18 protein-coding genes and 1 pseudogene are annotated in these 12,830 nt (G+C 44.9%); all 19 read left to right on the top strand.

What is annotated here, in order from left to right; all coding sequences use genetic code 11:
* Position 1: 1 nt before the first annotated feature.
* Positions 2-1,489 carry a phage portal protein gene (locus AB5754_RS06020; RefSeq protein WP_368250926.1) on the top strand — a complete coding sequence of 496 codons (1,488 nt, stop codon included), beginning with the start codon at positions 2-4 and terminating at the stop codon, positions 1,487-1,489.
* The gene (locus tag AB5754_RS06015; protein ID WP_368250925.1) at positions 1,476-1,712 is read left to right on the top strand and encodes a hypothetical protein; all 237 of its coding nucleotides are present in this window, start codon (positions 1,476-1,478) and stop codon (positions 1,710-1,712) included. Before AB5754_RS06020 ends, AB5754_RS06015 begins: the two co-directional genes overlap by 14 nt.
* 3 nt (positions 1,713-1,715) lie before the next feature.
* Positions 1,716-2,600: pseudogene (locus tag AB5754_RS06010) on the top strand (minor capsid protein); the annotation flags it as partial.
* Between the two features lie 804 nt (positions 2,601-3,404).
* Positions 3,405-3,563 carry a hypothetical protein gene (locus AB5754_RS06005; protein ID WP_368250924.1) on the top strand — a complete coding sequence of 53 codons (159 nt, stop codon included), beginning with the start codon at positions 3,405-3,407 and terminating at the stop codon, positions 3,561-3,563.
* 133 nt (positions 3,564-3,696) lie between these two features.
* Positions 3,697-3,888: a hypothetical protein gene (locus AB5754_RS06000; protein WP_368250923.1), complete on the top strand. Its 192-nt coding sequence runs from the start codon at positions 3,697-3,699 to the stop codon at positions 3,886-3,888.
* The gene (locus tag AB5754_RS05995) at positions 3,885-4,148 is read left to right on the top strand and encodes a hypothetical protein (RefSeq protein WP_368250921.1); all 264 of its coding nucleotides are present in this window, start codon (positions 3,885-3,887) and stop codon (positions 4,146-4,148) included. Before AB5754_RS06000 ends, AB5754_RS05995 begins: the two co-directional genes overlap by 4 nt.
* Positions 4,145-4,369: a hypothetical protein gene (locus tag AB5754_RS05990; RefSeq protein ID WP_368250919.1), complete on the top strand. Its 225-nt coding sequence runs from the start codon at positions 4,145-4,147 to the stop codon at positions 4,367-4,369. Before AB5754_RS05995 ends, AB5754_RS05990 begins: the two co-directional genes overlap by 4 nt.
* Positions 4,370-4,485: 116 nt before the next feature.
* Positions 4,486-5,070, top strand: a complete 585-nt coding sequence (locus AB5754_RS05985) for a DUF4355 domain-containing protein (RefSeq protein WP_368250918.1) — start codon at positions 4,486-4,488, stop codon at positions 5,068-5,070.
* A 13-nt stretch (positions 5,071-5,083) separates the two neighbouring features.
* Positions 5,084-6,019: a phage major capsid protein gene (locus AB5754_RS05980; RefSeq protein ID WP_368250917.1), complete on the top strand. Its 936-nt coding sequence runs from the start codon at positions 5,084-5,086 to the stop codon at positions 6,017-6,019.
* 3 nt (positions 6,020-6,022) lie between these two features.
* The gene (locus AB5754_RS05975) at positions 6,023-6,283 is read left to right on the top strand and encodes a hypothetical protein (protein WP_368250916.1); all 261 of its coding nucleotides are present in this window, start codon (positions 6,023-6,025) and stop codon (positions 6,281-6,283) included.
* Between the two features lie 8 nt (positions 6,284-6,291).
* Positions 6,292-6,633, top strand: a complete 342-nt coding sequence (locus AB5754_RS05970) for a phage head-tail connector protein (RefSeq protein ID WP_368250914.1) — start codon at positions 6,292-6,294, stop codon at positions 6,631-6,633.
* Positions 6,630-6,956 carry a hypothetical protein gene (locus tag AB5754_RS05965; protein WP_368250913.1) on the top strand — a complete coding sequence of 109 codons (327 nt, stop codon included), beginning with the start codon at positions 6,630-6,632 and terminating at the stop codon, positions 6,954-6,956. Before AB5754_RS05970 ends, AB5754_RS05965 begins: the two co-directional genes overlap by 4 nt.
* Positions 6,940-7,278 (top strand): HK97-gp10 family putative phage morphogenesis protein, encoded by a 339-nt coding sequence (locus tag AB5754_RS05960; RefSeq protein WP_368250912.1) that lies wholly within the window; start codon positions 6,940-6,942, stop codon positions 7,276-7,278. The genes AB5754_RS05965 and AB5754_RS05960 overlap by 17 nt, the downstream gene beginning before the upstream one ends.
* Positions 7,275-7,664, top strand: coding sequence for a phage capsid protein (locus AB5754_RS05955; protein ID WP_368250910.1), 390 nt, complete (start codon positions 7,275-7,277; stop codon positions 7,662-7,664). The genes AB5754_RS05960 and AB5754_RS05955 overlap by 4 nt, the downstream gene beginning before the upstream one ends.
* 11 nt (positions 7,665-7,675) lie before the next feature.
* Complete coding sequence (locus AB5754_RS05950) at positions 7,676-8,185, top strand: phage major tail protein, TP901-1 family (protein ID WP_368250908.1); 510 nt, start codon at positions 7,676-7,678, stop codon at positions 8,183-8,185.
* Between the two features lie 50 nt (positions 8,186-8,235).
* Entirely contained in the window at positions 8,236-8,610 is a 375-nt protein-coding gene (locus AB5754_RS05945; protein ID WP_368250906.1) for a tail assembly chaperone, read from the top strand.
* A gap of 11 nt (positions 8,611-8,621) precedes the next feature.
* Positions 8,622-8,951: a hypothetical protein gene (locus AB5754_RS05940; protein WP_368250904.1), complete on the top strand. Its 330-nt coding sequence runs from the start codon at positions 8,622-8,624 to the stop codon at positions 8,949-8,951.
* Positions 8,952-12,206 (top strand): tape measure protein, encoded by a 3,255-nt coding sequence (locus AB5754_RS05935; protein WP_368250902.1) that lies wholly within the window; start codon positions 8,952-8,954, stop codon positions 12,204-12,206.
* On the top strand, positions 12,203-12,830 hold a 628-nt coding region (locus tag AB5754_RS05930), incomplete at its 3' end, for a distal tail protein Dit (RefSeq protein WP_368250901.1). The genes AB5754_RS05935 and AB5754_RS05930, both read left to right, overlap by 4 nt.

The raw sequence follows: 12,830 nt of genomic DNA, 5'->3' as shown, positions 1-12,830 counted from the left end.
AATGGACAAAGTAAATGAATTTGAACACGGTGCGGATATCCAGTTAAATGGCCGAGATATTAACCACACGGCCTTTCCGATTGAAGCCAACCTGAATTACCGTTATCCCTCAGCAGACGAGCTGTTGAAGGATTTGGATACATTAGCAGGGATGATTCAAGATCACTATGAGAATCAGGTACCACGCTTGGCGGTGCTGGATGATTATTACAAAGCACGGAACACAACGATTACCAAAAATCGGCGCCGAAAGGAAAAAGGGAAAGCGGACCACCGCGCTGCACACAACTTTGGAAAAATTATTTGTACCTTTGATGTGGGCTACAATACTGGAAATCCAATCAAGGTAGAATTTTCTGGAGATGAAGCAAAGCAGGAGGCGGTTGAGGAGTTCAATCTCAATAATGATATTGACGGTCTTAACAGCGAATTGTGGCTCGATATTGACAAATACGGCCGAGCTTATGAAATTCACTACCGCGATGAAGATGATATCGATTATGTGGATCTCTCAAATGTGTTTGAAACTTTTGTAGTTTACGACACGACAATTAAGCGAGAACCAATCTTGGCGGTTCGCTACCCGAAAGCGCGATTTGGTCGAAATGCTGACAAAACGAGGGTCCTCCCCGTTGTATACACGGATAAGGAGATTATTACTTTCAAAGAAACCACCGTCGGGCAAATCAACCTGATTGAAGAAGACCGGGTTCCCCATTCATACAAAGCGGTGCCGGTGGTGGAACATGCCAGCAATCGTTTCAGAATGGGGCTGTACGAAGATGTGCTGTCCCAGATTGATTTATACGATGCAGGACAGTCAGACACAGCTAATTACATGACAGACCTGAACGATGCTTTACTGGTCATTAGTGGAGATATTGAAGCTTCCGGTTTAAATACCGACAATGCAATTAAGCAAAAAGATGCCAATATATTGTTATTGGAATCAGGCACAGACGTCAACGGGAATAAGACTTCCGTGACCGCCGGCTATATCTACAAGCAATATGATGTGACTGGTGTGGAAGCCTATAAAGATCGCACGAAAAAGGATATCTATGAAACGGCTATGGTGCCAAACCTCTCGGATGAAAAGTTTGCCAGCAATCAATCGGGCGAGGCGATGAAGTACAAGCTTTTTGGCTTTCAGCAGTTGACCTCGGTCAAACAGCGCCTTTTCAAAAAAGCATTGGTTCGGCGTTATCGCCTACTCTTTAACCTTAAATCAGAAATCAATGAGCTAGAGAATGCTGACTTGAAGGGGATGAAAGTTACCTTTACCCCGAACCTTCCGAAAGCAGTCCTGGAGGAGATGAAAGCATTAGTTGATTCTGGTGTGGAATTTAGCCAAGAAACTCTTTTAAGCCAAGCATCTTTTGTGGAAAGTGCACAGGAAGAGCTTGAAAAAATCAAAAAGGAAACCCCAACGCCAACCGTGCCGGATTATCAGTTTGAGAAAGGAGCGGATGAGGATGCCGAGAATTAATTTTGAATTAACGGGGGATGAAGTACGGGCTCTTGTTCGAGGAGAAACAATTTCTTTAGGAAAAGTTGGGGGATATCGAGAGATTACCATTACTTCTAAAGAGAAACGAGCCCGCTATAATCACACTGACCTTTTCACTGGTGAGCTATTAGGGGGCGGCAGTAGGATTTCTGTAACTAACCACCCTAATTGCGGATTGCCAAACTACTCGCAGGATAAATAGCCTATGAACTCACAAGAATATTGGCGAAAGCGAGAAGAAGAGTGGATTCTTCGACAGCTAACACAGGACCAAGACCAATCTAAGGCGATTGCTAAAAAGCTACAGGCCTCACTTGATGCGATCCAGAAAGAGATTGATGCCAACTGGGAGCGGTTTGCTGGACGGGAAGGTGTGACACTCTCCGAAGCCAAAAAGAAGGCTCTCAAGATGGATGTAGAGTCTTTTGCAAGAAAAGCGAAAGCCTATGTCGAAACCAAAGATTTTTCTTCAAAGGCCAACGACGAGCTTCGGCTTTACAACGTCACCATGAGAACCAATCGACTTGAGCTGTTGAAATCTCAAATTGGTCTTGAACTAATCGCCATGAGTGATGACCTTGATCAGTACATGGCTGAAACCCTCACAAAGTCTGGCGAAGAAGAAGCGATGAGGCAAGCCGGTATTTTGGGCGAAACTCTCAGCAAAGATTACAAAAAGACTGCGGAGGAGATTGCTAATGCTAGTTTTCAAGGCGCAACTTTTTCTCAACGAATCTGGGGCAACTCAGAAGTCCTCAAAGCCGAGTTAGACCGACTCCTTACAAAGTCATTGGTGCAAGGACGAAATCCACGAGAGATGGCAAGAGAGCTTCGTACGCTATTCGACAGAAGTCAGTATGAAGCAGAACGGTTGATGCGGACTGAAACAGCACGGGTCCAAATCTCAATGCAGATGCGGAGCTATTTGGATGCAGGAATTACTGAATATCAGTTTATTGCTGAGCCATCTGCTTGTCCTACCTGCGCCGCGTTGAACGACAAGATTTTCAAAGTGGAAGATTTTCTGGCGGGTAAAAATGCGCCACCGATGCATCCCCACTGTCGGTGCTCTACAGTGCCTTACTTTGACGAGGAGACACAGATCAATGGAGAGCGAATCCAATACGTTAATCCTATCTATAACGAACCAAGACCCGAAAAAGAAGATTTTGATGATCCAAATGACTGGTGGGAAGAGCGAGAAAAACGAAATGAGAGAATGTCCGGGCGAAAAGAATGGCTGAAAAAGGAAGCGGATCGTTTTTATGATATTCGATTGGAAAATGCAAAGAGTATTTCAGAATCGATTAAGAGTATCGAAAAAAACGGGATAGCAACGAAAGGTCTTGAGAATCTGGATCGAGTTGCTTTAGACTCAATCAGTAGAGGACTGGATGAAGTTAAAGCTAAGTACCCAGATTTCATTAAGTATCTTAATAACAAGGGGATGACATTTCAGGCTAATACGATTGGTGATAACTATGAGTTAATGGCGTATACTGGGTATACAATAGATATCAACGCAAGTCATTTTTCGAATAGAGATCAATATGTTAAAAACATCTTGGGAATGATTGAAAGCAATACAGAGTATTCCGGTAATAACTGGAATGCGCGGTCAAATGAATTTACTCATTTTATATGCCATGAGTTGGGGCATGCGTTCGATGATTACATCAGCTTTGAGAAAAACGGATACCATCGTTTTGAACTTTGGAAGCTGTTTGATGCAAAAAATGTTGAGGATTTGCCTTTCGTTTCCGATTATGGCACCACAAGTGCTGTCGAATGGTATGCCGAAACATTTGCTCAAAGCGTGGTAGGCGAGCAAACGGAAGTAACTAAAAAATTCCAAGAATTCGTTGCGGATCAACTTACAGGGGAGAAATAAACCATGACAATTATTTTAAAACCAGACTTTTTAAAAGACGATCGTGTTTACAAAGAAAATGGGAAATGGGTCTATGATGAAGATGCCCCATCGGATATCAAAAAGAAGGTTGACGAGTTTAACAAAAAGATCGAGAAGAACGGAAAAGAACCTTTAGTTTAGTCGGTCAGGTTAATTAAGGAGGAATCTTGATGGAAAAACAGAATAGCCGTTGGCAGCCGATGACTCTACGCGAAGTTGTCGGTCTTTTTTGCGTTACCCTTAAAGAAACCTCCAGACAGAAAGGAGAAGGTCCATGAACGTATTTAAAGTGAGTTTTAGCCACGCTTGGGACTGCTGGCATGACTTTACCTTCGTCACTTGTAGAAGCAAACGTGAAGCTATACAGAAAGCTTTAGAAGAAATTGACTTGCCAGAAATAGCAAATGAAAAAATTATCATCACCGTTACTGCTGAGGGAAGTCTAGGGAAGGTGAAACGAAAATGACGGAACAGTTTTTGTGTGGTCACTGTCGAAAGTTGACACCTTTCATCAAGAAAAAAGATGACTTGCTTGGTGGCGTTCAGCACACCTATGCCGAATGCGCCCACTGCGGACATCGGTACACTATCATGTACACCGACAAAGCAATTCGTCAGTTGATGATGAAACAGCGTCGAACTCGAAAGCCTGAACGAAAGCAGTTACTTGCTTTTGAGATTACTCAAGCAGCGAATGAGCTGAAAGCCAGGGTAGCAACTTCATGAAAACTTATATGTTGGTTTATTGGAAAGGTGTTAATGACGAGGAAGGATGTTTCGTTGAAGAGAAATGTTTAATCAGCGATGAGACACTGGCTTCTTTACTTTCGAATGAAACACCGAATTTTATAAAAGTAATTGTAGACGATGGAGAAGCGATGTTTTTCCCTACCACAAATATCAATTACATCAAAGAAGTATATGAAGCGGCGCCAGAGAGATTCTAGCACTGCTTTTTTATTTTGCCCTCTACTTTTCGGGGCGTTAAATATTGAACTGCTTCGGCTGACCGGCGTAACTGGTCCAATTTATCGGGTAACGGCGTAACCGTGGAGGATTACTCATGAAAAAACGTTTCTTAATGCCTTTGAATTTGCAATTTTTCGCCGAAGCAGGCGCTGACGGTGGCACTGACAATTCCGGACAAGATCAGGGCCAAAACGGGGCCGACAATGGCGGACAAGAACAAGGCAAAACATTTTCTCGTGATGAAGTAGCAAAAATGATCGCTGCTGAAAAGAGCAAGGCACGAACTGCTTGGGAAAAAGAGCAGGAAGCAAAAGAGGCAGAAGCCAAAAAACTAGCTAAGCTAAACGGTGAAGAAAAGCTTCAACATCAACTGGAGCAGAAAGAAGCCGAGATTGCCGAGCTAAAACGTAGCCAGGCTTTATCTGAAATGACCAAAGAAGCTTCTAAAATGTTAACAGAAGCAAGTCTTCCTCACGATGAGGAACTATTGGCTCTTATTGTTTCGGACGACGCAGAGGCTACTAAAAAGGCGGTTGGCATTGTCACTGCCTATGTTTCCAAAATCAAAAAAGAGTCCGCACGGCAGGAAGTTCCGAACGTAGGCGGCAAGTTCTCCACTGATAAGACCTTCAAGTCAACTGTGGCAGAACTAGCCAAGAAAAATCGAATTGTAAAATAGGGGGAAATAAACTATGAAAAAAGAACCATTGATGAAAATGCAGTTACAGTTTTTTGCGCAGACATGGAATCCAGATAATGTGACAGTCTATGAAACAAAAGAGGGAACTATTCCCGACAAGTACAACACGCTAATTTTGAATGAGGTAATGGAAAACTCTAAAATCATGCAATTAGCGAAATACGAAGAAATGGACGACAAAGAAAAGAAATTTGAATATTTCGCAGAAGGCCCGGGTGCTTACTGGGTTGGTGAAGGTGAAAAGATTCAAACTTCTAAACCTAAGTGGCTGCAAGCGACTATGGTAGCGAAGAAATTGGGGGTTATCATTCCAGTTTCTCGGGAATATTTGAATTATAAAATGTCCGATTTCTTTACGGTTATGCAACCAAAGATTGCAGAAGCTTTTTACAAAAAATTTGATGCTGCAGGTATTCTGAATGTCGGAAACCCATTTCCACAATCCGTGGAAGAATCCGTTGTTGCTGCAGGTAACGTAGTGGAAGGCGAATTGACTTACGATAATATCCTGACTTTAGAAGATCACATCGGGGAAAACGATTTTGAACCGAACGCCTTCATTTCTACTCGGAAAAATCGCACTGAATTGCGTGGCGCATCTAAGGTGGTTGGTAATACCACCGAATTGATTTATGACCGCGCCGCTAACACGATTGATGGTTTGCCAGTGGTGGATTTGAAAGCAATGGAAAAAGGTAATTTGTACGGTGGGGATTTTGATTACATGTTCTACGGGATTCCTTACAACATCAATTTCAAGATTTCCGAAGAAGCGCAATTGTCCACGCTAACCAATGAAGACGGAACGCCAATCAACCTGTATGAACAAGAATTGGTAGCTTTGCGTGCCACCATGGACGTGGCGTTGATGATCGTGAAGGACGAAGCTTTCGCGAAAATTCAACCTGCTACAGTACCGGAGGGATAAGACATGAAAAAATATACTGTTTTAAAACCATTTCGAGATACACACACGAAATTGATTCAAAAAGAAGGCACCGTGATTGAAGTATCAGAAGAGCGTGCTGCTGAAATCGTCAAAAATTTAGGCGAAGGGTTCATCAAAGAAGTTACTGCCGCTGAAGATGAGTTTCCGAAACATACTGGGGGCGGATATTATGAGTTGTCCAATGGTGAAAAGGTTAAAGGAAAAGACGTAGCGATCGAAGCAGAAAAAGCCTTGGCAGAGTAGGTGGGGCTATGGCGACTATCGCAGAAGACATCCAGACACTGCTAGGCGGGGAGAATGACAAGAAGCTAGAAGTTATCGAGAGGCGCACCACCGAACGCTTGAAATCAATTCTGGGACTTTCTGCTACCACGGAAGTTCCCGCTGAATTTGAATCGATTGTCTATGAAGTCACCCTTAAGCGATTTAACCGAATCGGAAATGAGGGGATGGCTTCGTATAGCCAAGAAGGCCTATCCATGACTTTCCCAGATTCCGACTTTGCCGAGTACGCGAACGAGCTTGAAACCTTTAAGCGGAAAGGTGAAGAGGAGCTGTATGGGCCGAAGAGAGGAGGCTTCCGTTTCCTATGAGATACGACACTGAAATATTGTTTATCAAAGATGGGTCCAGCTCTCACTATGACCCGGATTTAGGTGAATGGGTTGAGGATGAACCAATCGTGACAGCCACTACCGCCAACGTCACAGACCTAGGGACGGATAGAAGTGTGACACTATTCGGCAGTATCAAACAAGGAGCAAAGGTCATTCGGACTCAGTCTCTTTTTTTGATTCCAGATTGGGACATCATTGATATTGGCGATAAGAGCTATCAGCTCACGACTGCCAGACAGCCACTTGACCGAAATAGCCTAATTGTGGAAGAGGTGTCCGTTCATGGCCAAGGGGATTAGTATCCGGGGTATCAAAGAGTTGGAAGCTAAACTAAAGCAGAATGGCACTTTGAATGCGGTGAAAAAGATTGTCAAAACGAACGGGGCGGAGCTGAATCGGAAAGCGAGCAGAAAAGCGCCTGTGGATACAGGCTTTCTTCGGCGTTCAATCATCTTTGCTTTAGCCGATGGCGGCCTGACAGCTACTTCTACAGCTACCGCTCATTATGCGCCATATCTTGAATACGGCACCCGCTTTATGAGCGCACAACCTTTCATGTATCCGGCATACCTGGAGCAGAAAGCAAAATTTTTGGAAGACTTAGGGAGGCTGACCAAATGATTAAAACACGAGATCAGTCTCTTTTTGATGAGATGTTCAAGCGGTGTCTAGCCTTAGGATATGCCACTTACGACTACAAGCCGATGAACGAAGTCGGCTATCCTTTTGTGGAGTTTGAAGGGACTGAGACGATCCATAGTCCTAATAAGACAGCGATTAAAGGTTCTGTCTCCATCATCATTTCAGTATGGGGATTGCAGAAAAAGCGGAAGCTGGTGTCAGATATGGCATCTGCTATTTTTAATGCCGGGCTTCGTTTGAAAGCCACAGAAGGCTATCACTGGGGCTTGAATATCCAAGGTAGCACCATCTCCATGAGAGACGATACCAGCACCAATACGCCACTAAAAAGGGCGATTATCACCTTAGAATTTAGAAATCTTTAGGAGGAATCACTATGGCAGAACTAACAGCAGTACAGGGGATTGACGTAATCCTACTGTTCCGCATTTTGAAAGAAGCGACGGAGAATCCAGCAACCAAACTGGCTTTCCAGACCGAACACGAACTAACTGAATCCTCGGATACTGAGTCCACGGCTACCAAAGACGGCCCAGTGAACGGAAATGGGACTTCTGAAACAGAAATCAGCTGTACCTCTATTTTGGCCCGTAACGATGAAATGGTGAAAAAACTTCGTCAAGCGCGACGGGATGGCGACATCATTGAAGTTTGGGAAGTAGATGTACAGGACAAAGATGTTGAAGGAAAATATGGCGCCACTTATTTCCGTGGTAAGGTTTCTGAGTTTAGCAAGAAACCCGCAGCAGAAGGTCTGACCGAAGTTTCTTTAACGTTTAAGATTGACGGTGAAGGCCAAGACGGCCGGGCTACCCTAACAGCTGACCAAGAAGAAGTTGTCCAATATCAATTTGAAGATACGACTGTTGCGCCACCTGAAGGCTAACGGAGAGGGGAAACCCTCTCTTTTTATTTTGACTTGGAGGAGAAAAACGAATGAAAATCACGATTAATGGAACAGGCTACACACCTTATTTTGGCTTAGATTTTATTGAAAACTTAGATAACAGCAATATTGTGCAGTACAACGGCTCTGAGATTACGGTAGGAACAACCATGGTCATTGGTTTATTAGCTGATACTCGGAATCCTAAGTATTTAGTGCCAATCATCAAAGCAGCTCTGTGCACCGAAGACACCATTCCGACTGATGTTGACCTCAAGAAATGGGTTGAAGGGCAAGAAAACATCAAGAATACGGTAGACGCTTTTTTATTGAATTTGCAAAAAGTCAACCTGTTGCAAGAGATGGTGAACTGGAAATCCGTGAAGATCCAGAACAAGGAAGCCTTGAAGATGTACCTCAGCTAACCATTGAGGGAATGCGCCTGGAGCTTATCCGCCACTATCCTCATTTGACGGACGAAAAGGAACTAGGGCGGATAACACTTCGGCACTACCAACGCCTCATGAAAGCTTCTAACTTACGAGCTCTGGACCGAGAGTATGAAATCCATCTGTTAGCTTGGAAAAATCGTGAAATCGAAGCGGTCAAAGGCAAGCATTACGTCTACTCGGATTTCCGTAAATTCATGGATTATCGAAAGCAAGAAGCACTATTGCTAGGCCGAACTCCTCCGAAATCAAAATCTGGCAACAAGCTCATGTATTTAATGGCGAAAGCAAATCAGACGAAAAGGGAGGGAGGATAATTGGCAGAATCATATTCGGTTGAGGCACTGCTCTCAGCCAAAGACAATGGCTTCACAAACACGATGAATTCGGCAGTGAAAGACTTAAGCAATCTGACTGGTGAAACGAAAACAGCAAACAAATCCGTGGCTTCAATGGCAATTGGATTCGCAGCTGTCCAAGTTGGTGCCAAGGTCTTCGGAGTTTTAGCCAATTCTATGGACGCGGCGATTAGTCGTTTTGACACAATGGAACGATACCCGAAAGTCATGTCCGCTTTAGGGTACTCCACAGATGAATCCACGATATCCGTCAACAAGCTGTCACAAGGGATTGATGGGTTACCGACCAAACTAGACGATGTGGTTTCCACAGCTCAGAGGATGACCGCCATCACTGGAAATTTGGATAAATCCACGGATGCCACAATTGCTTTGAACAATGCCATGTTGGCCTCTGGAGCGTCTACGGCAGACGCAGAACGTGGTCTGCAACAGTATGTCCAAATGCTCTCTACTGGTGTGGTGGACTTGGAGAGCTGGAAAACCCTCCAGGAAACCATGCCTATCGGACTCCAAAAGACTGCTGAGGCCATGGGCTTTGTCGGTGAGACCGCTCAGCGCGATCTGTACGCAGCGCTAAAAGATGGCGACGTAACCTTCCGTGAGTTCCAGAATCAAATCATTGACCTCGGAACCGGTACTGGCGAACTGGCAGAACTGGCCCGAGTCAACTCAGAAGGGATTGCCACCAGCTTTGGGAACTTGAAAAATGCTGCTTCTAAAGGCTTGGCCACGGTGGTGACATCATTCGACACGCTATCCAAAAAGGTGACAGGGAAGAACATCGCCAAAAACTTGGATAGTCTAAAAGGTGTAGTCAATACAACTTTCAAAGTAATTGGCACATCCATCGAGGCTACCACGCCGTTGTTTGAATTAGCTGCAGACGGTATTAAGCTAGTCACCGACCAAGGGGATATTTTGATTCCAGTGCTTGGTGGAGTTGCAGCAGGGTTCGCTGCATGGAAAGCTATCTCGACTGTGAACTCTATTATCGCCAAGACGGATAGCCTCATGATTTTGGCTGGGCTATCTGGTGAGAAGTTGACCATTACTACCACTCGGCATATGGCAGCTCAAATAGCGGATACGACTGCAACGAAAGCGGATATAGCTGCTAAAGGAGCACAGAACGGGATGATTACCATTAGTTCTGCGGTGATTGGTGTGCTAACTGGTAGTATTTCTGCTTCCACTGTTGCGACTACTTTAATGACTGCTGCGACAACTGCTTTTAGTACCGCTCTAAAAATTGCGACTGGTCCAATTGGTTGGGTTGTAGCCGGTGTGGGTGCATTAGTAGCTGGAGGAGTGGCGCTATTTAAATGGCTGAACAAGGAAACAGATGCCTCTAAAAAGCTTAACAAGGAGCAATCCGCGCTGTCTGAAAGCACCAAAACATTGACGGATAATACGCAAAACAACGTCAAAAAGCGTAAAGAAGAGTTGTCCACCATTGAAACCAACAGCGCGGCCTACCAAGACCTAGGAGACCAAATCACAACTTTGGCAGCTAAAGAAAAACTGTCCAAAGATGAGAAAAAACTATTGAAGGATTCCGTGGAACAGTTGAACGGTTCCGTTGCTGGATTGAATCTCCAATACGACGAAGAAGGCAAGATGCTCTCTATGTCCACAGAGCAACTAAAAGCCCGTATTGAAGCCCAAAAGAATCAGGAGACAGCGAACCAAGCCCAAGAAGACTTGCTAACTATCCTCAAAGAACAGCATGAGGTAGAAGCACAGCTTTCTGAAACTACCGCGCTTCGGGATGAGTGGAACAAGAAGCTCGAAGAAGGCACGGTCAAAGGTAAAGAGCACAAAGAGGCCATGAAGGAGCTCGACGATCAGGAGAAAACTCTGACCGAGACCCAGAAAGCCCTAAGTGCTGAACACCAAAACACTCAGGCTGTTTTGACCGAGGCCAACGCGGCCGTGACAGAAGCAGTCGAGAATGGCACTATGCGCCAAGTCGTGTCTTACCAAACTTTGACTGATGCCCAGAAAACGGCTGTGGACGGTATGAAGGCGAAATGGCAAGAATACCAAGAGGCCGCCACCAATATGTTTGATACCTTGTCAGACAAACAGGAAATGTCTGTCGGCGAGATGCAAGCCAATCTGGAAGAAAATCAACGCGTTATCAGTACATGGGCAGACAATATCGCCACACTTGCTAGTCGAGGCGTGGATGAAGGATTGCTTGCCAAGTTACGAGATGCGGGTCCAGAATCGGCCGGCTATGTTGCAGCAATGGTTTCAGCTTCGGACACCGAGTTGCAAAATCTTAGCAGTACTTATGCCAAGGGTGGAGAAACAGCCACTTCGGCCTTTAAGACGGCTTGGGATACTGGCGCACAGGGAATTGACGAGAAAGTAACTTCCATGGTCTTTTCTGCCGAAGAATCGTTAACCACGGCTATCCAAACCGCTGACTTTAAGACTTTAGGTGAAATGGTACCAAAAGGTGCAGCGGAAGGTGTGGAAGCTGGCTCTAAAGATGTTGCAACGGCTGCGGGTGATATGGCCAAAGGGGCAGATGAGGCTTTTGCCAGTGAAGCAGATATTCATAGCCCTTCACGAGTTTTTCATGAACACGGTACTAATATTGCAAGAGGCGCCGAAAAAGGTATCAAAGAAGGCGAGTCCGCTGTTACAAGTGCCGTTCGCTCGATGGCATCAAAATTACCGAACGAGATGAACAGTTTACCAAGCTCTTTCCGTTCCTCAGGGGTTAATGCGATGCAGGGGTTGGCAGATGGAATCTATGCCGGTAGCGGTTCTGCTTTAAGCGCGGCTCGGTCTATTGCTAATCAAGTCGCTGCTACCATCAACAAGGCGTTAGACATCCATAGTCCATCGCGAGTCACCAGAGAGTCCGGAGAAAACACCACGGACGGCCTAGCTTTGGGGATGATGGACAGAATCCGGTATGTCGTTTCATCCGCCAAAAAGGTGGCCAGAACTGCTGCTGAAAATATGCAGATACGAAGCCAGCAATCCTTTGATTTTGCAATTGCTGGTGGGGGCTATACCGCACAATCTATGAGTCAGGTAAAATCGTTCGAGATGCAGGTAGACAATCGTCCTATCTATGTAACGTTGCCGGATGGCCGGATTTTGGCGGAGGCGACAGTTCCATATATGGGAACGTTGCTTGAGAAAGAGACGGATAAGGCCGCGGGTCGGTCTGGAAGAAGGAGGGTGAAATGATGCTGTATGAATTCGTAGACACGAATGCTGTCGGAGGCACATCTTTGCCCTCCGAAGCGATGAACTTTAACGGAAACTTTTTGGAAGACTTGATTCCCGGCTATCGAACTTTATCTGTCAGCGGCCGGGAAACATTGTCCACGGAGATTAATTATTTTAAGCTAAACAGACTTCCGGGAATGTATATTTCTGGGACGACTCTTCCAGAAAGAATCATCACTGTCAGATATCAGCTAAAAGCTCATTCGGCAAGGGAGTTCATGCTGAAATACCGAGAGTTGATGGCGGTATTAAATAATAGAAGCCCAGAAGGTTATCCTATCGAAAATGTTAGTTTTTCTTTTGCGGATGAACCCGACGTTTCCTATTTTGGAATGCTTGGTGATATTGAACCGCCCCCTGAAGGACAGCTTTGCGTAGTCTCTACTTTCCAGCTTTATTGTAGTGATCCTTTTAAACGGGCAGAATCTACCGCCTACGACCCAGCGAAACCGTTGAAATATGATGTAGGGAATCCATACGGCTCCAAATCCTACCCAAATACACGGTCGTTTAAATGGATTTACAGCCGGCACTATTCTGGTTTGGAAAACTACTCAAGTCTGAATGCGGATATCAAAATTA

Origin of the sequence: Enterococcus sp. 2201sp1_2201st1_C11_2201SCRN_220225, from assembly GCF_040925905.1 — a bacterium.
Classification (GTDB): domain Bacteria; phylum Bacillota; class Bacilli; order Lactobacillales; family Enterococcaceae; genus Enterococcus_C; species Enterococcus_C asini_A.
The sequence above is the reverse complement of the archived record's forward strand: the minus strand, read 5'-3'. Positions and strand labels throughout refer to the sequence as shown.

Bases quoted from the DNA above. Each gene is read 5' to 3' on its own strand.
- AB5754_RS05945 (WP_368250906.1), top strand. From the start codon at position 8,236: ATGAAAATCACGATTAATGGAACAGGCTACACACCTTATTTTGGCTTA.
- AB5754_RS06015 (WP_368250925.1), top strand. From the start codon at position 1,476: ATGCCGAGAATTAATTTTGAATTAACGGGGGATGAAGTACGGGCTCTT.
- AB5754_RS05975 (WP_368250916.1), top strand. From the start codon at position 6,023: ATGAAAAAATATACTGTTTTAAAACCATTTCGAGATACACACACGAAA.
- AB5754_RS05990 (WP_368250919.1), top strand. From the start codon at position 4,145: ATGAAAACTTATATGTTGGTTTATTGGAAAGGTGTTAATGACGAGGAA.
- AB5754_RS05950 (WP_368250908.1), top strand. From the start codon at position 7,676: ATGGCAGAACTAACAGCAGTACAGGGGATTGACGTAATCCTACTGTTC.
- AB5754_RS05965 (WP_368250913.1), top strand. From the start codon at position 6,630: ATGAGATACGACACTGAAATATTGTTTATCAAAGATGGGTCCAGCTCT.
- AB5754_RS05985 (WP_368250918.1), top strand. From the start codon at position 4,486: ATGAAAAAACGTTTCTTAATGCCTTTGAATTTGCAATTTTTCGCCGAA.
- AB5754_RS06020 (WP_368250926.1), top strand. From the start codon at position 2: ATGGACAAAGTAAATGAATTTGAACACGGTGCGGATATCCAGTTAAAT.
- AB5754_RS05970 (WP_368250914.1), top strand. From the start codon at position 6,292: ATGGCGACTATCGCAGAAGACATCCAGACACTGCTAGGCGGGGAGAAT.
- AB5754_RS05940 (WP_368250904.1), top strand. From the start codon at position 8,622: ATGCGCCTGGAGCTTATCCGCCACTATCCTCATTTGACGGACGAAAAG.
- AB5754_RS06000 (WP_368250923.1), top strand. From the start codon at position 3,697: ATGAACGTATTTAAAGTGAGTTTTAGCCACGCTTGGGACTGCTGGCAT.
- AB5754_RS06005 (WP_368250924.1), top strand. From the start codon at position 3,405: ATGACAATTATTTTAAAACCAGACTTTTTAAAAGACGATCGTGTTTAC.
- AB5754_RS05960 (WP_368250912.1), top strand. From the start codon at position 6,940: ATGGCCAAGGGGATTAGTATCCGGGGTATCAAAGAGTTGGAAGCTAAA.
- AB5754_RS05995 (WP_368250921.1), top strand. From the start codon at position 3,885: ATGACGGAACAGTTTTTGTGTGGTCACTGTCGAAAGTTGACACCTTTC.
- AB5754_RS05955 (WP_368250910.1), top strand. From the start codon at position 7,275: ATGATTAAAACACGAGATCAGTCTCTTTTTGATGAGATGTTCAAGCGG.
- AB5754_RS05980 (WP_368250917.1), top strand. From the start codon at position 5,084: ATGAAAAAAGAACCATTGATGAAAATGCAGTTACAGTTTTTTGCGCAG.